The following is a 24,044-nucleotide window of genomic DNA, read 5'->3' on the forward strand; positions in this document are numbered from 1 at the left end:
TTCCAGTCTTGGGTTTCATTGAATCTTGCGCTTGAAGGCGCTGTTGAGCATGCCACTTAGGACCCCGATGAAGAGCAGCGGCGGAATGGAGAGCAGCACGACGGATGCATTGAGAATGCCCCAGGGCACGTCGCGGCCGAGCTGGGTCAGTTCCGAGGCGACGATCGGCAGCGTCTTGGCGTCCGAGGTCGTCAGCATCAGTGCGATCAGGAACTCGTTCCAGACGAGCACGAAGGCAAAGGCGACGGCGCCGATGAGCGAACGAAGGGCAATTGGCAGCGCGATCAGGAAGAAGATCGCATAGGGGCCGTAGCCATCGACGCGGGCCGCTTCCTCGACTTCCTTCGGCACCCGGGCGAAGGCCGGGACGCTGAGCCAGATGATGGTTGCGAGCGTCAGCAGCGAATAGGTGACGATCATCGACAGGCGCGTGTCGTAAAGGCCGAAATCGAGCCAGATCACCATCAGCGGAATGGCGATCGCGACCGGCGGCAGGAAACGCAGCGACAGCACGAAGAACTGGATGTCGCGTGACCAGCGGTTGGGATAGCGCGCGATCGCGTAGGCCGCGGGCAGGCCGAGCACCGCGCCGATCAGCACCGCAGCACCCGAGATCAGCAGCGAATTGACGAGGCCGGCAAAGACGCTTTCGCGGCCGAGCACATAGGCGAAATTGTCGAGCGTCGGCTCGAAGATGAAGAGCGGTGTCGGCGTGACGATGTCGACGCGGTTCTTGAAGGCGTTGAGCGCCGTCCAGAACATCGGGAAGATGGCGGAGAAGGCGGCGAGGCCAAGGATCAGCCGGCCGATGAGGCGGCCAAGGGTGTGGGCGGTCATCACTGAACCCTCTTCCAGATGAAGGTGAAGGCGATCGAGGTGGCAATCATCATCAGAACGGCCATGCTGGAGGCGTAGGAGATACGGCCGGACTCGATGAAACCTTGCGAGAAGGCGTACATGTCGAGCGTTTCGGTCGCGATACCGGGGCCGCCGCGGGTCATGACGTAGATCAGGTCGAAGGCGCGCAGCGACTCGATCATCTTGACGAAGGCGAGCGAGATCAGCGGCGCCTTGAGCATTGGCAGAGCGATGAAGGCATAGATTTCCCAAGTGCGCGCGTGGTCGAGCTTTGCTGCCTCGAACGGCTGCGGCGGCAACGTTTCCAGAAGTTTCAGCACGATGACGGCGAAGAACAGCCCCCACTGCCACACGTCCACCAGGGCCACGGTCGCAAGTGCGGTTGCCGGATTGGAGAGGAGGTCCAGTGGCTGGCCGGTGATCGCCTTATAGGGATAGGTGGCAATACCGTAGAGCGGATGAAAGGCGAACTTCCAGACGAATGCAGCCGAAACGCGCGGCAGGATGACCGGCACCAGAAACAGAAGCGCCAGCAGATTGCGCGTGCGCGGCGACACGCATTCGAACAGCAGAATGCCGAGGCCGACGGCGATCAGAAGCGTCATGCCGACGGTAACGGCTTCCCATGTCAGGGAGACGCCGATGGCGTTGACGAAACGGCGATCCGAGAACAGATCGATGTAATTGGCGAAGCCGATGAAGCTGCCGTCGGGACGGCTGAGCTCCCGGTTCTGGAAGGAGATGTAGATCGCATAGGCCGTCGGCACGAGGGCGAGAACGGCGAGGATGCCCATGGCCGGGGTGAGGAACACCGCCGGCAGGCTGTTTTTCTGCTTCATGTCATGACGTCCTGCGGCTTCAAGCGCCGATGGTGCAGCGGTCCACCGGCGTGGCTGTCTGCCTTGCCGATGGACCCCGGGAGGAACGCTGTTACTGGCTGCGGGCAACCAGGTCCTTGGCAAAGCCGTCGAGTTCGTCGAGGCCTTCCTTGATGTCGCTGCGCGTTCCGGTGATCAGCTCTTCCAGGATGATGCCCCAGCGATCGCCGAGATCAGGCCATTGCGGGCTCTGCCAGAAATTGACGGCAGTGACTTTGCCGGTGTCGGCAAGTGCCTGGCCGAGATCGGGACCGTAAAGCTCGGCGAATTTCGGGCTGGTCATGATGCTGGTGCGGTTCAGTTCGCTGAACTGTCCGGCTTCAAGCCGCCGTGCCTCGTTGTCCTTCGAGGTCGCCCAGGCGATGAACAGACCGGCGCAGGCCTTCGAAGCCTCGTCCTTGTTGGCCTTGGTGCCGATCGCCAGGCCATGGCCGTAGCCGCCGCCCGTCAGTGGCGCTGGTGGCGGCAGGTAGCCGACCTTACCGGCGACCTTGGATGATTTCGGGTCGATCGCCATGCCGACGAGCGGGGTCGATTCGATCAGCATCGCCACTTGGCCGGACGTGAAGGCGCCAACCGCCTCGTCCCAGCCGCCAGTCTGGCTGCCCGGTGCCGAATACTTGAACAGCTCGAGATAGGTTTCGGTTGCCTTGACCGCCTGTTCGCCGTCGAAGACCGGCGTCTTGCCGTCGAACCAGTTACCGCCAAACCCCTTGAAGAAGGGCATCCAGCGCCAGACATTGGCACCCGATCCGCGTTGGCCGCGAAGCGCCGTGCCATAGATGCCCTGGTCCGGCTGGTTGAGTTTCTTCACCGCGGCGATGTATTCATCGAGCGTCTTCGGCGGGGCGATGCCGGCCGCTTCCAGCAGGTCCTTGCGGTAGACCATCAGGTCGCCGCCGCCGGTGATCGGAGCAAACCAGACCTTGCCGTCATAGGTCGCCACCTTTTGCCGGCCGGGATCGAAGTCGGCATAGTCGTAGTCCGCAGGATAGTAGTCCATCAGCGGTGCGACCCAGCCGGCGGACGCAAAGAGCGCCACATTGGCCTCGTCGATGTAGTAGACGTTGTACTTGCCGATGGTCGAGGCGTCGGCCTTCGTCTTGGCGCGTCGATCGTTTTCGTTGAGATAGTCGATTTCGAAGGATGCGCCGCCCGAGAGCTTTTCGAATTCGGACTTGTAGTCCTCGAGCAGCGTCAGGCCGTCACGCGGCTGGGCGAGCACCTTGATCGTGCCGGAGCATTCGGCCGCGACAGCGACAGTCGTCAGGCCGGTGGAAAGAAGGCATGCGAAGGCAATGCTCGAGACGAGCGTCTTGGCTTTTGTCATTGTGAAAAGACCTCCCCAGGTCTGCGATGCGCGCCGGATACTCCTCAGATCCGGTGCGCTTTCCTCATAGCGAACCGTTTCGCTGGGTTCGATGATAGGCCTTACGCTCCGCCGAACTAGCGTGCGCGATGCGGCGATTCTGTACTTTCTTGCGAAAAATAGGCGAATGCCAGCCGTTTGCAGCGCAGCAAACGCAAGGATTCATCGTCTGGGTGGGGGAGATGCGTTTAGGAACGGGACGTGCGGCGCTGGCCTGTCAGCCGACGATAGGCCGACGGCGTCATCTTGTGCTGGCGCAGGAAGGTGCGGTTGAAGTTGGAGATGTTGAGGTAGCCCACCTCGAAGCAGATGTCGGTGATCGGCATGTCGGTTTCGGCCAGAAGTTTGCAGGCCTGCCAGATGCGCAGCTTGTTGACGTGGTCGGTAAAGGTATTGCCGGTGTTCTTCTTGAAGAAACGGGAAAAGGCCGTCTCGCTCATGTCGGCCTGCCTGGCAAGATCGGCAAGATGAATGTCGGTGGCGATGTTTTCGTAGATGAAGGCCAGAGCGCCGCGCAGCACGTCAAGCGATTGCTGGTCGAGTTCTGGCGCGAATTCCGGCGAGGAGAGCAACTCGTATTCCTCGGTGTTGACCAGAAGATCGAGCAACTGGATGAATAGCGAGAAGCGCGAGAGCCCTTTCAGGCTGCCCATGCGTTCGATCAGATCGGCGCCCTTGGCGCGGGCATCGCCATGAAACACCAGGCCACGCTCGGCGCGGGCGAAGAAGGCTTCGAGCTCGGCAAATTCCGGCAAGGCGTCGGTGATCTCGCGCATGCGGTCCGGATGGAACTGCATGACGATGTCGCGGCCTTCGATGATTTCGTCGGGCGCGGTGACCGTCACCCAGTCATGCGGCAGATTGCTGCCGATGACCGTGAGGTAGCCCGGGCCGAACTGGCCGATATGGTCACCGACGAAGGCAAGGCCCGAGGCTTTCCGGATCAGGTGGATCTCGATCTCCGGGTGGAAGTTCCAGACGTTCCGTTCCCAGGGATAATCGTCAAGACGCCAGAGGAATGTCTCGTCGACGCCGGTGACGATGTGCTCGAAGGTCGGCGGGTTGGTCGCAAGCGAAGCGGGATTGGCCGGCGCGCGCCTGGAGTTTCGCGCCGTGTTCATTGCCCGGTCCCTCTTGGAACAGTACCGATCGTTCGTCTCCCCTTGAACAGGTGTTAGGCGCGCTCCGCCCAGATTTTCGCCAATTCGACGAGCGTCTTGACGCTGCGCTCCATGTCCTGGCGGCTTACCCATTCGAGCGGCGAGTGGAAGGCATGACCGCCGGCAAAGAGGTTGGCCGAAGGCAGGCCCATGAAGGAGAGCCGCGAACCGTCGGTGCCGCCGCGGATGCTGCCGCGCACCGGCTGCATGCCGGCCCGCCGGATTGCCTCGATGGCATTCTCTACGATTTCCGGGTGGCGGTCGAGCACGACCTTCATGTTGCGGTACTGCTCGTTGACCTCGAAGCTGTAGGTCGAGCCTGGATAGGCCGTCATCACATCCTTGACGATCGCCTCGAGCATGGCCTCCTTCTTGGTGAGACCCGCCTCGTCGAAATCGCGCACGATGAAGCCGAGCTGTGCCTTGTCCATCGAACCTGCCACGCCGGTCGGATGCACGAAGCCATCGCGGCCCTCGGTGCCTTCGGGGGACACGTCTCTTGGAAGCCGGCTAATGATGTCGCCGGCGATCTTGATCGCGTTCTCCATCTTGTCCTTGGCAAAACCTGGATGGATCGCCACGCCGTGGATGACGATCTCGACGCCATCGGCGGAAAAGGTCTCATCCTCGATGTGTCCGGCTGTCTCGCCGTCGACGGTATAGGCAAATTCGGCACCGAGCTTTTTAAGGTCGACCTTGTCGACACCGCGGCCGATCTCCTCGTCGGTGGTGAACAGCAACTTGATCGTGCCGTGTTTGATATCGGGGTTGTCGACGAGGATCTGCGCCGCCGTGACGATCTCAGCAAGGCCGGCCTTGTCGTCGGCACCGAGCAGCGTCGTGCCATCGGTCGTGACGATGTCGTTGCCGATCTGGTCGTTCAGGACCGGATGGTCGGCGACGCGGATGACCTGCTGCGCGTCGCCCACAAGCCGGATGTCGCCGCCCTGGTAGTCGCTGAGGATTTGCGGCTTGACGTTGGTGCCGGTGAAATCGGGTGCGGTGTCCATATGCGAGCACCAGCAGATGACCGGCACAGGCTTATCCACATTCGAAGGAATGGTGGCGTAGACATAACCGTTCTCGTCGAGATGCGCGTCGGAAAGACCGATTGCAAGCAATTCCTCGACCAGCACGCGACCGAGGTTCTTCTGCTTCTCCGTGGAAGGCTGCGTCTTCGACTTCGGATCGGACTGGGTGTCGATAACGACGTAACGAAGGAAGCGGTCGAGAACGGTATCGGTCATGGGCGGGATCCAATGCTGGTGGGCGTGCAACCGCTATACTCCTGCGTCACGATTCCTCAAACCGGATTCGGTGGCGGAATGTCGAGGCTATTGGCAGGCCTGTACTTGTCTGGTGGTCGATGAGGCAGCCTGCGTCAACACCTGAGAGCGCCTCAGTAAGACCCGCCCGATCGCCCCGCCGCTCCAAGATGGTCTTGGGCCCCCTTGAACTCCGCGGCCAGCTTCGTCGTTGCGCCCACCAGCAGACTGACATCGTTGCCGACGGCGACGAAGGTGGCGCCAAGTTCGAGGTAGCGTCGTGCAAGGGTCTGGTCCGAGGTGAGAATGCCGGCGGCTTTTCCATGCGACTGGATGGCGATCAGCGCCGCTTCGACCGCTTCCTGCACCTCTGGTGCCCCGGGCTTGCCGAGAAAACCCATGTCGGCGGCAAGGTCAGCCGGGCCGATGAAGACGCCATCCACACCATCGGTGGTAGTGATCTCGTCGAGGGCGGCAAGGCCGGCACGACTTTCGATCTGCACGAGCAGGCAGATCTCGTCATTGGCCGTCTGCAGATAGTCGGGGATACGATTGAAGGCCGACGCCCTGGCAAGGGCGGCGCCGACGCCGCGCACGCCGTGGGGCGGGTAGCGCACCGCGCGCACCAAGGCGCGAGCCTGTTCCGCGCTTTCGACCATCGGCACCAGCAGTGTCTGGGCGCCGATATCGAGGATCTGCTTGATCATCCAGGTTTCGCCGATCGGCGGGCGAACGATCGCGTGGCTGGGCGAAGCCGAAAGTGCCTGAAGCTGTGCTGCCAGAAGCGGCACGTCGTTCGGTGCGTGCTCGGCATCAAGCAGCAGCCAGTCGAAGCCGGCACCGCCGCAGACCTCGGCGGTGTAGGGATTGGCAAGCGCCAGCCAGAACCCGATCTGCGGACGCTTTTCGGCGAGAGCCTGTTTGAACAGGTTGCGGGGAGCGGGCATGGTCGTTCCTATTCGAAGAAGCAACTGATGGTGCCGGACGGGCCGAAATCGGCGACGATGGTGTCGCCGTGGCGGGCCTCGACCGGGCGGATGAAGGAACCGGCAAGCACGATTTGGCCGGCTTCGATGCGGTCTCCATAGAGCGCAAGCCGATTGGCGAGCCAGGCGATGCCGCGGGCCGGGTGGTTAAGCACGCCGGCGCCGAGCCCCGTCTCCTCCACCTCGGCGTTGCGTGAGACGATCGCACCCATCCAGCGCATGTCGATTGCATCGGGCCGCATCTGGCGGCCGCCGAGAACGATGCCGGCATTGGCGGCATTGTCGGAGATGGTGTCGACGATGGTGCGCGCCTTCTTCGTTTCCGGATCGACCCGGAGGATGCGGGTGTCAAGAATTTCGAGCGCCGGGGTCACGTAGTCAGTGGCGTTCAGCACGTCGAAAACGGTGACGTTGGGACCGACGAGCGGCGCCTTCATCACGAAGGCGATCTCGGCCTCGATGCGCGGCTGAATGAAGCGGTTGCCGGGGATGCGGGCGCCGTCTTCGAACAACATGTCATCGAACAGCACGCCGGAATCGGGAATGTCGATGTTGAGCGCATATTGCATCGCCTTGGAGGTGAGGCCGATCTTCCAGCCGATTACCCGACGCCCCCGGGTAATCTTCTGTTTCACCCAGGCGGCTTGCACCGCATAGGCGTCGTCCATGGTCATCTCGGGGTGCTTGAGCGAGAGCAGGCCGGTCTGGACACGCTCGCGTTCGGCGGTATCGAGGGCGGCCGCTGCCGCTTCGATCTGGGATTTATCGAGCATGGGTCAGGCCTCGTCCGCAATCGGGTTGATGAGCGTGCCGATGCCTTCGGCCTGGACCTCGACCATGTCGCCGGGCTTCAGCCAGATCGGCGGATCGAAACGGGCGCCCGCGCCGGTCGGCGTACCGGTGACGATGACGTCGCCGGGAACCAATGTGGTGAATGTCGAGACGTAGTTGATGATCTTGCGGAAGGAGAAAATCATCCGGCTGGTTCGGTCCTGCTGCCGCACTTCTCCGTTCACACGTGTTTCGAGCCTGATATCGGCGAGTTGGGCCTCGTCAGTGAAGGGTACGAGCCAAGGGCCGATCGAACCGGTGCGGTCGAAGTTCTTGCCCTGGGTGACGTTGAACTTGGCGTGGCGCACCCAGTCGCGGATCGTGCCTTCGTTGCAGAGTGAAAGCGCGGCAATATGGTCGAGAGCGCTCGCCTCGGGAATGCGGCGGCCGCCCTTGCCGATGACGATGACGATCTCGCCTTCGTAATCAAGCTGCGGGCTTTCAGGCGGGCGGATCAGCGGCTGTCCGTGGCCGGTAAACGAGCGCGGAAAACGGATGAACAGCGACGGGTTGGAAGGGGCTGCCTGACCGTCCTTGTACTCTTCGTTTCTGTCGGGGAAATTGACGCCGACGCAGATGATTTTTTCCGGCGCCGGCACCGGGATCTCATAGCGGATGTCATCAAGCGATATGTCGGGCGCCGTTCCCGCCACCTCGTCCGCAAGCCGCGCAAGGGCATTTGCCTCGATCACTTCGCGCAACGTCGGAAAGGTCGATCCGTGCCGCCTCGACAAGTCGACGATACCGTTGCCGGAAACGAGGCCGTAGCCGCTCTTTCCACCGGCCGAAAAGCTCACAAAACGGGGATGGTTCATAGGGCGGATTCCGTGCTTTTCTCGTGTTCACCCAGTGCACCGGCGACTTCGGTGATGACCTCGAAGGCGGTTTCCGCATCCTCCTGCGTCATGTCGAACTGACCTGCCTGGAAGCGGATCGCGACGCGACCATCGACGCGGGTCTGGGTCAGGTAGATGCGGCCATCATCGTTGATCGCGTTGACCAGAGCGATGTTGTGGGCGTCCGGCTCACCCGATGTGCGATGGCGGAACGAAAACAGCGACAGCATCGGCTCGGTTACGATCTCGAAATCCACGTGGTCGGCGAGCCGCTCGGCCACTTGCTTTGACCAGCGCACATGGTTTCGAATCATCGTCTGCAGGCCATCGAGGCCATGGAAGCGCAACAGGAACCAGAGCTTCAGCGCGCGGAAGCGACGGCCGAGCGGGATCGTCCATTCGGAATAGTTGATGATGCCGTCGCGGCCGTGGGTCTTCAGGTATTCCGGCTGGATCGCCAATGTCTTGACCAGATCATCCGGGCTGCGGATGAAATGCGCCGAGCAGTCGAATTGCGCGCCCAGCCACTTGTGCGGATTGAAGACGACGGAATCGGCATTCTCGACGCCGGTCCAGAGTTCGCGGAACTCTTCGCAGATCATCGCGGCACCGGCCCAGGCGGCATCGACATGGACGTAAAGGCCATGCGCATGCGCCACCCGCACCACCTCGGCGATGTCGTCGCAGGCGCCGGTGCTGGTGCCGCCGGTGCAGGCAATCACGCCGGCCGGCAGCAGGCCCGCCGCCTTGTCCCTGATAATAGCCGCTTCAAGTGCTTGGCAGTCCATGGCGCGCCGCGGCCCCTTTGCCGGGATGCGCACGAGGTTTTCCTCGCCGATGCCCGATACCCAGATCGCCCGGTCGATCGAGGTATGGACCTGATCGGAGGAGTAGATGCGCAGCTGCGGCTGGCTCGCGAGCCCCTTCCTGTTGCCCTGCCAGCCAAGCGCCTTCTCGCGCATGACCAGAACGGCAGAAAGCGTCGCCGAAGACGCAGAGTCCTGGATGACACCGGAGAAACCCTCCGGCAAGCCGATCGCCTGGCGCAGCCAGTCGATCACTTTTGTCTCAAGCTCGGTCGCGGCCGGCGATGTCTGCCAGAGCATGCACTGTGCCGCCATCGCGGTGACGAGATATTCGGCGACCACCGAGACGGGTGCGGCATTCGCCGGGAAATAGGCGAAGAACCGCGGATGCTGCCAATGGGTCATGCCCGGCAGGATGATCTTCTCGAAATCGTCGAAGATCGCCTGCATGTCCTCGCCTGTCTGCGGCGGCCGCGACGGGATCTGTGCGGCGATCGCCCCCGGTGCCGTCTGCGCCCGCACCGGCCGGTCGCGCAGTGATGCCCGATAGTCCGCACCCCATTGTGCCGCCTTCAGCGACCATTCGCCGAAACTCTTTTGATCCACTGACTTGCTCCCGTCTGCTGTCTCGCCTTACCCGTACTTTGCTGCCTAACCTCAGGGCGCGACGATCGGTTGTGCCTTGAGGATGGAGTCCTTCGCTTCGGCGCCGGCAAAGGCGCTGCCTTCCTCGAACCAGGATTTCGGTGCCGGCGCGCCCCAGAGGGTCTGGCGCTGCGGGTCCTTCAGGTCCCATTTGATCGGTTCGAGGTCCGGGTCGACGGTCTGGTAATCGGAGCAATAGATCTCGATGCGGTGGCCATCCGGGTCACGGACATAGAGGAAGAAGGCGTTGGAGATGCCATGCCGACCGGGGCCGCGCTCGATGTTGGCAAGCCAGCCAGAGGTCGACATCAGGTCGAGCAGGTCGATGATGTTGAGCGGCGTTGGCACCCAGAAGGCGGTGTGATGCAGGCGCGGCCCGCGGCCGTTGGTAAAGGCAATGTCGTGCACGCCGCCCTTGCGATGGGTCCAGGCCGCCCAGAGCCGGCCGGTTTCCTCGTCGGCAGTGTATTCCGTAACCCGAAAGCCGATCTCGTTGTAGAAGCCGACCGCTTCGTCGACATTGGGCGAGAAGCAGTTGAAGTGGTCGATGCGCAGCGGCTTCACGCCGCGGTAAAGCGCATACTTCTGGTGGATCGGCGGCAGGCGGTCCATCTTCGAATAGAATTCGAGCGGGATGCCCTGCGGATCACGGGTGCGGAAGGTGCGCGACTGGTAAGGGCGCTCAATCCACTCGACCGGCAGGTCCTTTCCCCTGAAGAAGTGCGCCGCCTTTTCCAGATCCTCGTCGCCGTAGACCTTGAAGCCGAGGTCACGCGCTTCTGCAGTCGCCGATTTCTTGAGGATGATGCAGTGGTGGCCGCGCTCCTCCATGGCCCTCAGATAGATCGTGTCCGCCGTCTCGTCGGTGACCTGCAGACCGAGCACGTCCACATAGAAGGCGCGGGACTTGGCGAGGTCGGTGACGGCGAGTTCCACATGGCTCAGCCGCACGATGTTGAAGGGCGGGTAAAGGTTCGGTTTCGGCAAGGGCATTGATGTCTCCTCCAGATTTTCCGCCAGCGCGCTCAGCCGCCGAGCTTGGCGATCGCATGCGCCGAGCTGGCAAAGGCGATGTTCTTGGTTTCCATGTAGAAATCGAACGACCAGTCGCCGCCGTCGCGGCCGATGCCCGAACTCTTGACCCCGCCGAAGGGCGTCGGCAGGTGGCGCACGTTCTCCGAGTTCACCCAGATCATCCCGGCCTCGAGATGATCGGTAAAGCGGAAGGCGCGGGTGACATCCGAGGTCCAGAGGTAGCCGGTCAGACCGTATTGAGTGTCATTGGCAAGCGAAAGCGCATCCGCCTCGTCCTTGAACGGGATTGCGGTGAGTACCGGCCCGAAGATCTCTTCCTGGGCGATGCGCATACTGTTGTTGGCCCCGGTGAAGAGCGTCGGGCTGACGTAGCAGCCGCCGCCTGGCCCCGCGAATTTCTCGCCGCCGGCCGCAACCGTCGCACCTTCCTCGCGGCCGATGCGGATATAGTCGAGCACCTTCTTCTCGTGCACCGGATGGATGAGCGGGCCGACGACGGTTTCCGGATCAAGCGGGTGGCCGACCTTGATGCGCTTGGCCTTCTCGGCGACGAGCGCCGTGAAGCGATCATAGATGCTCTCTTCGACGAGAAGCCGAGACGACGAGGTGCAGCGTTCGCCGTTCAGCGAATAGATCATGAAGACGGCGGCATCGGCGGCTCGTTCGAGATCGGCGTCGGCAAAGACGATGACCGGGTTCTTGCCGCCAAGCTCGAAGTGAACGCGCTTCAGCGTGTCGGCGCCCTGCTTCATGATCATCGAGCCGGTGCGGCTTTCGCCGACGAAGCCGATCGCCTTGATGGCGGGGTGTTCGGTCAGCGCCCGGCCGGCATCCTCGCCGAAACCGTTGACAAGGTTCCACACGCCCTTCGGCAGCCCGGCTTCCTCGGCGATCTCGACCAGAAGCCGTGCGGTCAGCGGCGAGAACTCCGCCGGCTTGTGGACGATCGTGCAGCCGGCGGCAAGTGCCGGCGCGATCTTCCAGGTCGACAGCATGAAGGGGGTGTTCCACGGCGTGATGATGCCGACCGGGCCGATCGGCACGCGCGTGGTCATGTTGATCTGGTTGCCGCCGCGCAGCACCTTGCCGTCGCGCGCTTCCGGTGCCCGGTCGGCGAAGAAGCGGAAGTTTTCCGCACCGCGCAGCGCCGCCTTGGCCATGAACTTCAGCGACTGTCCGGTATCCATGCACTCGACGAAGGCGATCTCCTCGGCGCGGGCGACGATCGCATCGGCTATTTTGTGCAGGAGCTTCTTGCGCGCTTCGCCGGGCATAGCGGCCCAATCGGCAAAGGCAGCCTTCGCGGCTTTTGCAGCGCGGTCGATGTCCGAAGCCTTGCCGCGGGCGATCTTCGCAAGCGGTTTCAGATCAACAGGCGAAATCGTCTCGAAGGTCTCACCGTCAAGTGCCGGCACCGCTTCGCCGTTGATGTGGTTGAGCACGCCCTCGCTCTTGAAGCGGGCGAGATAACGTTCCGCCTTGGCGAGGTTTTCGTCGAGCTTGGACATGCTGGTCTCCGATGCTGGCGCAGACTTTTGCCGCGCACTGCTGTCGTTGGGATTGGCGCCGCGCTCAGCCTTTGGAGCCGCGCAGCCGGGGGTGAATGGCGTTTTTCTTCCAGCTCAGTTCCGGGTCGATCTCGCGGATCTCAAGGCTGAGGGCAAAATGCGGCGTGGCGAAGAGCGCTGAAAGCTCGTCGCTCACGGCCTTGAAGATGGCGTCGCCCGTGGCCTTCTTCTCGGCTTCGGTGCGGCCGCGGCCGATACGAAAGGACAGGTCGATGAAGCCGTTTTCCGGCAAGAGGTCGGCGATCGCATAGTCGGCGCTGCGGATCGTGCGCACCCTGACGGCGCCGAGCTCGAACAGGCCGGTGCCGAGGATGGTCGCGTGGATCGTGCGGCACAGCTTTGCAAAGTCGACGCGGCCGTCGAGATTGCCCGAATATTCGATTGTCAGATGCGGCATCTTTCCTCCCGATGCGCTCTCATATATTTAACACGTTAACAAAATTACCGGCGGTGTCAAGCAGCTCGCTTTCAGCGCGTGCGCCTGCCGATTGCAGAACGAAAGAAAATGTCGGATAGAACGCCCATGAGCCGCGAGAAAACTCCTGATGACCTCGGTCACGACGCCCTTTTGCCGCACAACACGCGCCGGTCGCTGCCGATAGCGCTGTTGCGCGCACGTGAAGCGGTCATGGCGCATTTCCGCCCGATGCTGGCGCGTCACGACATTACAGAGCAGCAATGGCGCGTGATCCGCATCCTTGCCGAGGCCGGCCGGGTCGATGCGTCCGAAATGGCCGACAAGGCCTTCATACTGGCGCCGAGCCTCACACGCATCATCCGCTCGCTTGAAGAGCGTGGCCTGATCACCAAGCACAAGGACGCCGACGACGGCAGGCGCGTGCTTCTGGAGATTGCACCCGAGGGCATGCGGGTGATCGCCGACGTCAGCCCAGAGAGCCGCGCGATCTACGAGGAACTCGAGACCCGTTACGGCCGCGAACGCGTCGAAGTTCTGCTCGACATGCTCGATGAGCTTGCGACCCTTAACGACTGAGCGTTTCAACGCCGAGGTCATCATGCAAACCCGAGCTCGCTTGCAAGCGCCAGCGTTTCGCCGGCGTAGCGAACGACGCGTTCGCGTGCGCCCGGCAGCTCCGGCCGTTCGGCAAACCAGCCGATATAGGTGAGGCTGCGAAGCACGAGGAACAGCGGCAGCGCGGAGAGCGCTACGTCCGAAAGGTCACGGACACTGCGGTAACCTGATATCAGGGCCGCCGCGATCATTTCATACGTGGGTTCGCGCCGGTTCTTCAAAAGCGCGGTCGCGAGATCGAACAGGCGGTAGCCGAAACCCGCATCGTCGAAATCGATAAATTTTACCCCCGCTGCGTCGACCAGTACGTTCTCACGCACGAGATCCGCGTGGATCAACCCAAAATCCTTAGCCGGCGTCGGCAGCGTCGCGAGGCGTTGTCGAAGGTCACGGCGCAACGCCGAAAGTCCTGCCACTTGTGCCCCAGAAAGTCCCGCGCAATCCCAGAACCGGTCCCAGAGCGGACGGTCTCCAAGCAGGCCTTCTTCGTCCCAGGCCGCGCGCCAGAAGCCCGTGGGCGGTGTCCAGTGGTCGGCAAGATTGTGCATTCTCGCCATCGAGGCGCCGAGCGCCGAGAAAATCGCGACCAGCCTTTCGGGCGAAAGGGACAATGGCTTTCCACTTTCGCCCAGTGGATCCCCATCCATCCAGTCGATGATATCGGCATGCTGCGCGCCAAACGTGCCTTCTCCCGGCAAGGCGACGAGCAGCTGTCCGTCCCGGGTGGCGATCGGCTGTGGCACCGCCAGCCCGCCATCGCGGAGGGCCGCCATCCATTGCAGTTCCGAGCGGAGCGCAGCTTCGCCATGATATCCGGCACGGTGCAGCCGCAGCGCTGCCGGGCGACCATCGGCGAGGCTAACGCGAAACACCGCATTCTCCCGGTATTTCAGCAGCTCCGGCCGTTGGTCGGCCACCCCCCAATGGGCGAGTGCCTGACGCGCCCGGTCGTCGAGCGCATCGCGATAAGGTTTGGGCAAATCGGCCGACATCAGTCGCTCACAGGCCCGAAAGCACGTCGTCGAGCGTCGACAGCATCAAATCCGCATTGTCTCGAGCAAACGGCATCGGCGGACGGATTTTTGTCGTGCATTGATGAATGCCGAGCTTGCCCATCAGCACGCCGCGTTCGCGCATGTCATTGATCACTTTGGTCGCGAGCGCGCTTGCCGGCGTCTTTTCGGCGCGATCGGTGACGAGTTCGGCGCCGAAGAACAGGCCGCTCCCCCTGATGTTACCGATCAAGCCATGTTTGTCGGCAAGTCGAGCGAGACCCTCCTTGGCATAGGCTCCGACATTGGCGGCATTCTCGATCAACTTCTCGTCTTTGATCACGTCGAGCACCGCCATGGCTGCGGCACAGGAGACCGGATTGCCGCCGAAGGTGTTGAAGTAGCGGAACGCCTTCCTGAAGACGTTGAGTGTCTCGGCGCCTGCAACGACACCGCCGATCGGGTGGCCGTTGCCCATCGGCTTTCCAAGCGTGACGATGTCGGGCACGAACCCGGCCTTCTGGTGTCCCCACATATGTCCGCCGGTGCGGCCGAAGCCCGGCTGGACTTCGTCGGCGATCACGAGGCCGCCGGCTTTTCTGACGGCGGCGATAGCGCCGTCGAGGAAGCCCGAGGGCAGTTCAGCAAAACCTTCGTTGGCGAAGAAGGGATCGATGATCAGCGCAGAGAAACCGTGCGGGCCTTGCTCAAGTGCGGCGATCGCATCTTCCACCTTGGCGGTGAAGGCCGCGGCAAAGGCGGCACCTGGCTCGCCGCCAAGCGGCCGGTAGCTGTCGGGTGCCGGCACGTGCCGCACATGGCCACCGAAGCCGCCGACCGGCGGCATGCGGGTCGAAAGCTGCGACACGGCCGCGGTGTTGCCGTGATAGGTGTGGTCGGTGGCGATTACGCCTGTCTTGCCGGTCACGGCCTGGGCCATGCGCAGCGCTACGTCGTTCGCCTCGCTGCCGGTGCAGGTCAGGATCGCCGTATCGAGGCTTTCATCGAAGGTGGCGGTCAGCCGCCCGACATAGTCGAGAATGCCTTCGTGCAGATAGCGGGTGTGAGTGTTGAGCGTCGAGGCCTGCCTGGCAATCGCCTCGGTCACCCGCGGATGGCAATGGCCGACATGCGGCACATTGTTATAGCAGTCGAGATAGCGGCGACCGTCGGCGTCGAAAAGCCAGACACCCTCGCCGCGCACGAGATGCACCGGCTCCTCGTAGAAGAGCGACATGTTGCGCCCGAGCAGCCGCTCGCGGCGTGCAATCAGATCCGCGTTGTCGGCCATACCCTTATCCTCGTGCCGCGGAGAGGCCGGTGTCGAGCGCCGTCAGAATGCGGGCGACATCGTTTGCGGTGATGATCAGCGGTGGCGACAGGATGACGTTGGCACCGGAGGTGCGCACCATGACCCCGGCATCATAGGTCACGTCCTGAACCTTCTGCACGACGTCCTTCGCCGCGCCGGATTTCTTCTCGCGGTCGGAGACAAGCTCGATCGCACACATCAGCCCCTTGCCGCGCAGGTCGCCAATCAATTCGTGCCGGTCCTTCAGCGCTTCGAGACCGGCGATCAGTTCCTCGCCGCGCGCCTTGGCGTTGGCCGCCACGTTCTGCTTGCGCGTTTCCTTCAGCGTCGCGAGTGCTGCCGCAGCACCGACCGGATGGCCGGAATAGGTGTAGCCGTGGCCGATCGAGCCGGCGGCGGTCTTGTTGCTCTCGAAGACTTGCGCAACCTTGTCGGCGATCATGACGGCGCCGAAGGGATAGTAGCCGTTGGTGATCGCCTTGGCGGTCGACATGAAATCGGGCTTCACGCCCCAGAGGCGCGAGCCGGTCCAGGCGCCGGTGCGACCGAAGGCGGTGATCACCTCGTCGGCGATCAGCAGAATGCCGTGACGGTCGCAGATGTCGCGCATCAGCGGCATGAAGTTTTCGTGCGGCACGATCACGCCGCCGGCACCAAGCACCGGCTCCATGATCAGGGCAGCAATCGTATCGGCCCCCTGGAAGGCGATCTCGTCTTCGAAGAGCCGGGCGATCGCCTTGGCGATAACGGCGCCATCGGTCGTGTCGAAGGGGTTACGATAGGTGTAGGGCGCCGGCAGATGGTAGACGCCGGGCAAAAGCGGCTCGTAGTTGCGGCGGAAATTGGCGTTGCCGTTGACGGAGGCTCCGCCGAAATGGGTGCCGTGATAGCCCTTCTTCAGCGCGACGAACTTGGTGCGCTCCGGCTGGCCATTGAGCTTGTGGTACTGGCGGGCAAGGCGCAGGCAGGTCTCGACGGAGTCCGAGCCGCCCGAGGTAAAGAACGAGCGCGTCAGCCCATCCTCGCGGAACCATTCGGCGAGCTCGTAGGAAAGCTCGATCAGCGGCGAATTTGTGGTGCCGCGAAAGGTCGAATAATAGGGCAGGTCGTCGAGCTGACGGCGGATCGCCTCCTTCACCGGTTCGCAGGAATAGCCGAGATTGACGTTCCAGAGCCCGCCAACCGCATCGAGCACCTTCTTGCCGTGGATGTCGACGATCTCGACGCCTTCGCCGGCATTGATGATGCGCGGCGGCGTCGCCTGCATCTCGGCCGGATGCGCCATCGGATGCCAGAGGTGGCGGGCATTGTTCTCGATGAGGAAGTTGGTTTCGCGCATGGTCATGCTCCTGTCAGTTCGAGGCCGAGCATCTGAAGCGCCCGGGCATAGCTTTCAGCGGGTCGGGTGACGTCGAAATGGACGTGAGGCAGGCCGACGGCCCGCGCACCCTCGATGTTCTTCAATTGGTCATCCACGAAGACGCAGGCCTCGCTCGGCAAATTGAGCTGGCTCAGCACCAGCTCGTAGGCGCGCGGATCGGGCTTCAGGATTTGGGTGTAGGTGGCGTCGACGATCGTCTCGAAAAGCTCGATCAGCGGGAAACGCTCGCGGAACGCGACGCCATAGAAGAGGTCGAGTTCGTTGGAGAGGATCGCAAGGCGGATACCGGCCCTGTGGGCGGTGAGGATCGCTGCGCGTGCTTCCGGGCGGAGCACCAGTTCCGGTTCGGCTCCGCGGGCGCGTTGCACGAAGGTCTTCATGTCGGTCCAGTCCTCGCCGAGCAGGTGCCCGACCTCGCGTGTGCGCGTCGTCCAGTAGTCCCGCTCGGTGATCTCGCGCCGCTGCATGGCAGCCCAGAGCGGATCGGTCGCTGGGTCGAAAGGGCCGCGCCATGTGAGCGTGCCGGGCTGAAGCCCGAGCGCGCGCTCGGTGACGTCGTGGGTCTCAAACAGCGTGCGGGTGACGACGCCGCCGAAATCGAGGATCAGCGCCTTGTCGGTCATGGTGGTCGTCATGGCCGGCCCTCGGGCACGATGCCGCGCGCCACCCAGTCGTCGAAGATCGCGAGGGCTGCCTTCGAGAATTCCGGGGCGTTGATGTGGTTGTCGACTTCGTGCAGGGCGACGCGTTCCGGGATCTGCCGGCGCATCTCGCCAACGAAAGCGTCGAGCGCTTCGGGCTCATGCAAGGGCTCGCCCGGCTGGTCCCATTCCTGGATGCCCCGAAGCGGCAGGATGAAGGCGACCTCGGCGCTGCTATCCCTGAGCTTGCTGCCGATCACGCGCGCGATCTCGCGCCGCCCTTCGGACGATGTGGTCACCGAGCCGAGCAGCCGATTGTGGGCGTGGTAGGGGCGGTCGGCAAAGGCTTCCGGGACAGGCTGCCAGGCCGGCAGGTCGACCATATCGACCGCACCGGGCGCCACGATCTGCGGAATACCGGATCGCCCGGCATTCTCCAGACGGTCGGGCCCTGACGTCACAACGGTACCATGATGATGGTTGCTGACCTCCTGGATGCAGAAGTCGAAGACGGCGGTAAAACCCTTCTGCGCGGCGATCGCCTCGAAGGCGCGTCCGCCCATGCCGGTCGCGTGGAAGACGGCGACGTCATAACCCCGGCGTTCCAGTTCCGGCTTCAGGTACTTCATGTATCTGAGGCAGCTCGAGCCGAGCGAGGTCATGCCGATCAGCGGTCGCGATCCGTCCGGCTTCGTGCCGAAGCGGGCAGCACCCACGACCGCGCCGCAGGCCTGCGAGAGCACCGAACGGCAGATGCCGTTGAGGCCGTAGAGACCACCGGCCCAAAGGATCATCATCAGGTCCGGCGCAATGCGTTCCGGCGGCAGCAGGTGCGAGTAGGCGATGGTCGAGACGATGAATTTCGGCACGCCGAGCGGCAGTGCTGCGGCGACGTCGAGCGCCAGATCGGTGCCCATCGAGCCGCCAAGGATGATGACGCCATCGGCCTGGCCGGCCTCGTAAAGCGAGCGGGTGAGGGTAGCGGCACCGGCCGCCATCAGCGCCATGGCGCTATGCTCGTCGCCGCTTGCCGCAATCGCTTCGATGGTGACACCGGCGGCGTCGGCAATGTCATGACGGGAATATTCCGGCTGATAGGGTGGATCGCCGAGAATGCTGACATCCATCATCACGGGCAGTCCGCCGGCTTCGCGGATGACGGACGCCATGAACTGGAGTTCGTCGCATTTGGTGTCTCCCGTACCCACGACGAGGATGTTGGGGAGACGGTTCATTGCATTCATCAGCCGGCCCTCCTTGCCAGCGGATCGGCAGCAACCTGCTCCAACCCGAAAAGTCTTTCGGAAATGCGCCGCGCCGTGGCCATGACGGCACGACCCATCTGCTCCACCGTCTCCTTTTCCGCGCGCGTCGCAGGCGCTGCGACGGCGATGGCCCCAACCGGTAGGCTGCCCGGCGCGCGGATCGGCGCGGCGACGCTGACGACACCGGTTTCAAGCCCGTGATGACAGATCGAGTAACCGCGCCGCAGGGTTTCGCCGAGCGTCTGGCGCAGGGCTGCCGGGTCGGTCAGCGTGTGATCGGTGAACGCCTTCAGTGGCGCCGACAGGGCTGCGTCGATGTCCTTCTGCGGGCAGAAGGCAAGAAAGCCGAGGCCGGATGCAGTCGCATGGAAGGGCAGGATGCTGCCGACATCGACGATGACCCGGTGCGCCCGCTGCGAGTCTTCCACATGGATGGTCGAGAGCCGTCCCGCTGCGTGTTCAGAAAGATGGACCGTCTCGCCGGTGAGGTTTGCCAGTTCCCGGGCGAAGGGCGTCGCAACGCTCAGATAGGGAAAACGCGTCTCGCGGATGCGGGCAAGGCGCACCGGTGCACCGCCGAGGCGATAGCGCCGCGTTTCCGGATCCTGTTCGACGAAACCGTGTTTTTCCAGTTCGACCAGAAAGCGCCGCGTGGTCGCCTTGTCCAGCGCGCAATGCCTGGCGATGTCGCTCAAACCCGCTTCCTTCTCCAGGCGCGAGATCGTGTCGAGCAAGGTCAGGGCCTTACCGATGGTGCTCATCCATTCCTCCTCGTTGAGCGCCGTCGCAAGTCATCTCCGCCTGTTCCCGTTATGGGGCGGTGCGTCCGCCCTCATTGTCTCAGGTCGAGATACTTAACATGCGAAATAACTTGACAGGGCCGAGCGCAATTTGCAAGTCTATATTTGAAGCTAAGGTTCACATATTGAACCGAAAGACTTGCGCGGCCAAGATAAAAAGCAAAACCCCGTGCCCTAGTCCCGCTTCAGGGAGCTTGCCGCTGGAGAGAAGGACCAGCGGCAACAAAAGGCGTCATCGCCAACAAGGGGAGCTAAAGGACTATGGACAATTCATCTGCGCCCGTGACCGGCGCGAACCAGTTGCGCAAGAACGCCCTTGGCGTCGGCGCGGTCACCTTTCTCGTCGTATCCGCTGCCGCACCGCTGACCGCGGTCGCCGGCGGCGTGCCGCTGTCGATGATGCTTGGCAATGGCGCCGGCATTCCCGGCACCTTCCTGCTCGTGACGCTGATCCTGCTGTTGTTTTCGGTCGGCTATGTCGCGATGGCCCGGCACATCCGCAATGCCGGCGCCTTTTACGCCTACACGGCCCAGGGCCTCGGCGGGCTGATGGGTGGTGCAGCGGCGATGATCGCCATCCTTGCCTATAACGCCATGCAGATCGGCGTTTTCGGCCTCTTCGGCGCCGCAACGGCAGGGCTTTTCGCCGGCTTCGGGATCGATCTGCCCTGGTGGGTCTGGACCTTTGTCGGCATCGCCATCGTCGGTGTGCTCGGCTACCGTCGCGTCGATCTCTCCGCCAAGGTGCTGACGGTTCTCGTCATCCTTGAATATCTCGTCGTGCTCGTCATCGACGTGGCGATCCTCGCCAAGGGCGGCGACAGCGGGCTGACCGCGGTGTCGTTCACGCCGTCGGCCGTCCTTTCCGGCTCTCCGTCGATCGGCATTCTCTTCTGCTTTGCCGCCTTCATTGGTTTCGAGGCGACGACGATCTACAGCGAAGAGGCGCGCGAGCCTCACAAGACCGTGCCGCGCGCGACCTATATCTCGGTCCTCATCATCGGCATCTTCTACATGTTCACCTCCTGGCTGATGGTCAACGCCGCCGGTGCCGACAAGCTGGTGCCGGAATTGCAGGGCCTTGCCGATCCGACCACCTTCCTCTTTGGCCTTGCCGAGCGCTATGCCGGTGGCTGGCTGCCACCGCTGATGAACGTGCTCTTCGTCACCAGCCTCTTTGCCGGCGTCCTGGCGTTCCACAATGGTGTCGCCCGCTATCTCTATGTCGCCGGCCGCGAGCGGTTGCTGCCTGCCTCGATCGGCGTCACCCATCCGGTCTATCACAGCCCGCATGTCGGCTCGCTGATCCAGACCGTCATTGCCGTCCTCGTCGTCGCGCTGTTTGCGGCAACGGGACAGGACCCGGTGCTGGCGCTGTTTTCGTGGCTGACCAACGTCGGTACGCTTGCGGTCATGACGCTGATGGCCTTCACCGCCTTTGCGATCGTCGCCTTCTTCGGCCGCAATCCCGGCCTCGAACGCAACCCGCTGGTTACCAAGATTATTCCTGTTGTCACCGGGCTGATCCTTGTTGCCGTCATCATCGCGATTGCGGTCAACTTTGGCGATCTCGCCGGCGCCTCCGGCATGCTCGCCGTGTTGCTGCCGGGGCTGGTCGTGATCTTCGGCGTGATCGGTCTGGCGCTTGCGGCATCGTTGAAATCGGGCAACCCGCTCGAATTCGCCCGCCTTGGCGCCGGACAGGAGATCTGATCGCAGGCTTGCAGGTCCCGGAAGCGGAATTCCGGGAACTGCGGAATCGCCAGGAAGGAGGGATGGCGGGATTTCCGCCGTCCCCGCAAGCCAAACGGGACCGTACATCATGCAGGACAAGATCGACCAGTTGCGAAGCCTTCCCGTCGCCGGGCAGAAGCTGTTCATCGGTGGCCGCTGGCAGGAGAGCCTCTCCCGCGAAACGCTCGATGTCGTGTCGCCGATCGACGGCAGCCATCTGACGACGATTGCCGACGCGGGTGCTGCCGACGTTGATGCAGCCGTCCGGGCGGCCCGCACCGCCTTCGATAAAGGAAGCTGGTCGAAGGCGGCACCCGCAGTGCGCAAGAAGGTGCTGACGCGCATTGCCGAGATCATCGAAGCGCAGGCGCTGGAGCTTGCCGTGCTCGGCGTGCGCGATAATGGCACTGAAATTTCGATGGCACTGAAGGCGGAGCCCGGCAGTGCCGCGGGTACCTTCCGCTACTATGCCGAGGCGCTCGACAAGGTCTATGGCGAGATCGCTCCGACGGCCGAAAACATTCTTGGCCTGGTGCACCGCGAGCCGATCGGCGTGGTCGCGGCGATCGTTCCCTGGAATTTCCCGCTGATGATCGGCGCCTGGAAGATCGCGCCGGCGCTTGCGGCCGGCAACTCCGTCGTGTTGAAACCCGCCGAAGGCGCGTCGCTCAGCCTGCTCAGGCTCGCCGAAATCTGCGCCGAGGCCGGTCTGCCGGAAGGCGTCCTGAATGTCGTGACCGGCCGAGGCGCCACCACCGGCGAGGCGATCGGGCTGCACGGCGATATCGACGTGCTTGCCTTCACCGGCTCCGGCGGCGTCGGCCGGCGGCTGCTTGAATACTCCGCGCGCTCGAACCTCAAGCGCGTCTACCTCGAACTCGGCGGCAAGTCGCCGAACATCGTCTTTGCCGATGCGCCCGACCTCGACCAGGCCGCGCGCATTTCCGCCTATGGCATCTTCCGCAACTCCGGCCAGGTTTGCGTTGCCGGCTCAAGGCTGCTGGTCGAGCGCTCAATCCACGAAGCCTTCGCCGAGAATGTGGCCGCGATCGCAGCGTCGATGAAGGTCGGCGACCCCCTGCTGTTGACGACCGAGGCTGGCGCGATTTCGAGCGAAGTCCAGCTCCAGAAAAACCTCGAATTCGCTCGCAGTGCCGAGGCGGAAGGCGCGCGGTTACGCTTCGGTGGCAAACGCATTCTTGAAGAGACTGGCGGCTCCTACATGCAGCCGACTGTTTTCGATGTTGAGCCGGAGATGAAACTGGCGAAGGAAGAGGTCTTCGGTCCTGTGCTGGCGATCATTCCCTTCGACGACGAGGCCGAGGCGCTGAGAATTGCCAATGCGACCGACTACGGCCTGGCCTCGGCCGTCTGGACTGCAAACCTCTCGCGGGCGCACCGGATGGTGCGCGGCATCCGTGCCGGCGTCGTGCACGTCAACACCTATGGCGGCGCCGACAACACGGTGCCGCTCGGCGGCGTCAGGCAATCCGGCAACGGCCACGACAAGTCGCTGCATGCGCTCGACAAATATACCGATCTGAAGACGGCCTGGATCCAGCTTTAAGGTCAAATGACCCTCGGCCTTCGACGGACGCCGAAGTTCGCCAGGATGCGATCTCGGCGCAGGCCTACTCCATTGCGGTGCGCAATGCCCGCATGATTTCCTCGGCGAACATCGATGCCGCAAGGCCATGGCTGCGCTTCTCGCGCTGGACGAGCGAAAGCACGTTCTTGCCGAATGTCCGGTCACGGATCTGCAGGTAGGTCAGCATGCCGTTGCGCTGTTCTTCGGTTATGTCGAACTTGCTGAGGAAGGCAATGCCGTCGCCCGCGGCCGCAAGGCACTTCATCGCCTCGATCGAGTTTGTGAGATAGGTCGGCTCGACCTCGACGCCGGCCTGCGCGAAGGCGTCGGCGACGATGCCGTGGATCTGCATAGACCTGTCGGCGAAGATCAGCGGATACGGCTGGCAAGAGGCGAGCGGCAGTGTTTCCATGCCGACGAGCGGATGTTCAGGCGCCACCACCGCGCCGAGGCGGGTGTCCATCTTCCAGAGGGTTTCAAGCTGCGGCGAAGCCGGCAGGTTGAAGGCAAAGCCGAGATCGGCCTCGCCATCGGCAACCGCCTGAACGATGTCGCGGGCAAACATCACCCGGATCGTGATCTTCAGGCGTGGATGGCGCGCACCGAATGTGGCGACGGCCTTGGGCACGATGCCGCCTGCAAGGCCGTTCATCGTGGCGATGATCACCTCGCCGCTCTGCAACGCCTTGATGTCGCGGATCTCGGCCTCGACCTGGTTGTACTCCTTCATCGTGCGCCGCACATGCGCGACCAGGATTTCTCCGGCAGGCGTCAAGCGCAAGCCACGCGGCAAGCGCTCGAACAGCGGTTCGCCGATTGTTTCTTCCAGCTGCAGCACGTGCTTGTTGATCGCGGAGGCAGCGACGTTGAGCCTTTCACTGGCGCCACGGATCGAGCCGCAGCGCGCCACTTCGTCAAGGTAGCGCAGCACGCGCGAATGCAGCATGAGGATCTTCCCATTTCATGTGTTCTCGAAAAGAGAACAGTGCGCGCATTTAATACTGCTTTTCGGAAGCGGTGCAATGGCCTCTTATGGTCGGCGAGGGGCGCACTGCCAGCGC

General features: G+C 63.1%; 22 protein-coding genes. 3 read left to right on the top strand and 19 right to left on the bottom strand.

Annotation, left to right across the window (positions count from 1 at the left end):
• Window positions 1-15 precede the first annotated feature (15 nt).
• From PWG15_RS31415 to PWG15_RS31470, 12 genes are all read right to left on the bottom strand, one after another.
• The gene (locus PWG15_RS31415; RefSeq protein WP_275025505.1) at window positions 16-837 is read right to left on the bottom strand and encodes a carbohydrate ABC transporter permease; all 822 of its coding nucleotides are present in this window, start codon (window positions 835-837) and stop codon (window positions 16-18) included.
• On the bottom strand, window positions 837-1,697 hold the full coding sequence (locus PWG15_RS31420; protein ID WP_275025506.1) for a carbohydrate ABC transporter permease: 861 nt from the start codon (window positions 1,695-1,697) through the stop codon (window positions 837-839). The genes PWG15_RS31415 and PWG15_RS31420 overlap by 1 nt, the downstream gene beginning before the upstream one ends.
• Before the next feature lie 91 nt (window positions 1,698-1,788).
• Entirely contained in the window at window positions 1,789-3,066 is a 1,278-nt protein-coding gene (locus PWG15_RS31425) for an ABC transporter substrate-binding protein (protein ID WP_275025507.1), read from the bottom strand.
• Window positions 3,067-3,293: 227 nt separating this feature from the next.
• Window positions 3,294-4,226 carry a helix-turn-helix domain-containing protein gene (locus PWG15_RS31430; RefSeq protein ID WP_275025508.1) on the bottom strand — a complete coding sequence of 311 codons (933 nt, stop codon included), beginning with the start codon at window positions 4,224-4,226 and terminating at the stop codon, window positions 3,294-3,296.
• A 53-nt stretch (window positions 4,227-4,279) separates the two neighbouring features.
• Complete coding sequence (gene pepT / locus PWG15_RS31435) at window positions 4,280-5,512, bottom strand: peptidase T (protein WP_275025509.1); 1,233 nt, start codon at window positions 5,510-5,512, stop codon at window positions 4,280-4,282.
• A gap of 152 nt (window positions 5,513-5,664) precedes the next feature.
• The gene (hpaI, locus tag PWG15_RS31440; RefSeq protein ID WP_275025510.1) at window positions 5,665-6,477 is read right to left on the bottom strand and encodes a 4-hydroxy-2-oxoheptanedioate aldolase; all 813 of its coding nucleotides are present in this window, start codon (window positions 6,475-6,477) and stop codon (window positions 5,665-5,667) included.
• An 8-nt stretch (window positions 6,478-6,485) separates the two neighbouring features.
• Entirely contained in the window at window positions 6,486-7,289 is an 804-nt protein-coding gene (gene hpaH / locus PWG15_RS31445; RefSeq protein WP_275025511.1) for a 2-oxo-hept-4-ene-1,7-dioate hydratase, read from the bottom strand.
• Between the two features lie 3 nt (window positions 7,290-7,292).
• Entirely contained in the window at window positions 7,293-8,162 is an 870-nt protein-coding gene (locus PWG15_RS31450; protein ID WP_275025512.1) for a fumarylacetoacetate hydrolase family protein, read from the bottom strand.
• Window positions 8,159-9,595 carry a pyridoxal phosphate-dependent decarboxylase family protein gene (locus tag PWG15_RS31455; RefSeq protein ID WP_275025514.1) on the bottom strand — a complete coding sequence of 479 codons (1,437 nt, stop codon included), beginning with the start codon at window positions 9,593-9,595 and terminating at the stop codon, window positions 8,159-8,161. Before PWG15_RS31455 ends, PWG15_RS31450 begins: the two co-directional genes overlap by 4 nt.
• Before the next feature lie 51 nt (window positions 9,596-9,646).
• Window positions 9,647-10,627: a 3,4-dihydroxyphenylacetate 2,3-dioxygenase gene (hpaD, locus tag PWG15_RS31460; RefSeq protein WP_275025515.1), complete on the bottom strand. Its 981-nt coding sequence runs from the start codon at window positions 10,625-10,627 to the stop codon at window positions 9,647-9,649.
• Window positions 10,628-10,659: 32 nt separating this feature from the next.
• On the bottom strand, window positions 10,660-12,177 hold the full coding sequence (gene hpaE, locus PWG15_RS31465; protein ID WP_275025516.1) for a 5-carboxymethyl-2-hydroxymuconate semialdehyde dehydrogenase: 1,518 nt from the start codon (window positions 12,175-12,177) through the stop codon (window positions 10,660-10,662).
• Window positions 12,178-12,241: 64 nt separating this feature from the next.
• On the bottom strand, window positions 12,242-12,634 hold the full coding sequence (locus tag PWG15_RS31470) for a 5-carboxymethyl-2-hydroxymuconate Delta-isomerase (protein WP_275025517.1): 393 nt from the start codon (window positions 12,632-12,634) through the stop codon (window positions 12,242-12,244).
• 108 nt (window positions 12,635-12,742) lie between these two features.
• On the opposite strand from PWG15_RS31470, the gene hpaR reads away from it, so the two are divergent.
• On the top strand, window positions 12,743-13,231 hold the full coding sequence (gene hpaR, locus PWG15_RS31475) for a homoprotocatechuate degradation operon regulator HpaR (RefSeq protein WP_425536793.1): 489 nt from the start codon (window positions 12,743-12,745) through the stop codon (window positions 13,229-13,231).
• A gap of 20 nt (window positions 13,232-13,251) precedes the next feature.
• On the opposite strand, the gene PWG15_RS31480 is transcribed toward hpaR, so the two are convergent.
• From PWG15_RS31480 to PWG15_RS31505, 6 genes are read right to left on the bottom strand one after another with little or no spacing between them, the layout of a single operon-like run.
• Window positions 13,252-14,262 (bottom strand): phosphotransferase enzyme family protein, encoded by a 1,011-nt coding sequence (locus PWG15_RS31480; RefSeq protein ID WP_275025519.1) that lies wholly within the window; start codon window positions 14,260-14,262, stop codon window positions 13,252-13,254.
• Window positions 14,263-14,269: 7 nt separating this feature from the next.
• Entirely contained in the window at window positions 14,270-15,553 is a 1,284-nt protein-coding gene (locus tag PWG15_RS31485; RefSeq protein ID WP_275025520.1) for an aspartate aminotransferase family protein, read from the bottom strand.
• A 4-nt stretch (window positions 15,554-15,557) separates the two neighbouring features.
• Complete coding sequence (locus PWG15_RS31490; protein ID WP_275025521.1) at window positions 15,558-16,913, bottom strand: aspartate aminotransferase family protein; 1,356 nt, start codon at window positions 16,911-16,913, stop codon at window positions 15,558-15,560.
• A 2-nt stretch (window positions 16,914-16,915) separates the two neighbouring features.
• Complete coding sequence (locus tag PWG15_RS31495; RefSeq protein ID WP_275027281.1) at window positions 16,916-17,578, bottom strand: HAD family hydrolase; 663 nt, start codon at window positions 17,576-17,578, stop codon at window positions 16,916-16,918.
• An 8-nt stretch (window positions 17,579-17,586) separates the two neighbouring features.
• The gene (locus tag PWG15_RS31500) at window positions 17,587-18,840 is read right to left on the bottom strand and encodes a Tm-1-like ATP-binding domain-containing protein (RefSeq protein ID WP_275025522.1); all 1,254 of its coding nucleotides are present in this window, start codon (window positions 18,838-18,840) and stop codon (window positions 17,587-17,589) included.
• Window positions 18,840-19,622 carry an IclR family transcriptional regulator gene (locus PWG15_RS31505; RefSeq protein WP_275025523.1) on the bottom strand — a complete coding sequence of 261 codons (783 nt, stop codon included), beginning with the start codon at window positions 19,620-19,622 and terminating at the stop codon, window positions 18,840-18,842. Before PWG15_RS31505 ends, PWG15_RS31500 begins: the two co-directional genes overlap by 1 nt.
• A gap of 300 nt (window positions 19,623-19,922) precedes the next feature.
• Here PWG15_RS31505 and PWG15_RS31510 point away from each other — a divergent pair, with 300 nt between their 5' ends.
• Complete coding sequence (locus PWG15_RS31510) at window positions 19,923-21,374, top strand: APC family permease (RefSeq protein ID WP_275025525.1); 1,452 nt, start codon at window positions 19,923-19,925, stop codon at window positions 21,372-21,374.
• Window positions 21,375-21,483: 109 nt separating this feature from the next.
• The gene (locus tag PWG15_RS31515; RefSeq protein WP_275025526.1) at window positions 21,484-22,962 is read left to right on the top strand and encodes an aldehyde dehydrogenase; all 1,479 of its coding nucleotides are present in this window, start codon (window positions 21,484-21,486) and stop codon (window positions 22,960-22,962) included.
• Window positions 22,963-23,026: 64 nt separating this feature from the next.
• Here the strand turns inward: PWG15_RS31515 and PWG15_RS31520 are convergent, their stop codons facing one another.
• The gene (locus PWG15_RS31520; protein WP_275025527.1) at window positions 23,027-23,929 is read right to left on the bottom strand and encodes a LysR family transcriptional regulator; all 903 of its coding nucleotides are present in this window, start codon (window positions 23,927-23,929) and stop codon (window positions 23,027-23,029) included.
• Window positions 23,930-24,044 lie beyond the last annotated feature (115 nt).

The sequence above is a fragment of the Ensifer adhaerens genome, from assembly GCF_028993555.1.
Lineage (GTDB): Bacteria > Pseudomonadota > Alphaproteobacteria > Rhizobiales > Rhizobiaceae > Ensifer > Ensifer adhaerens_I.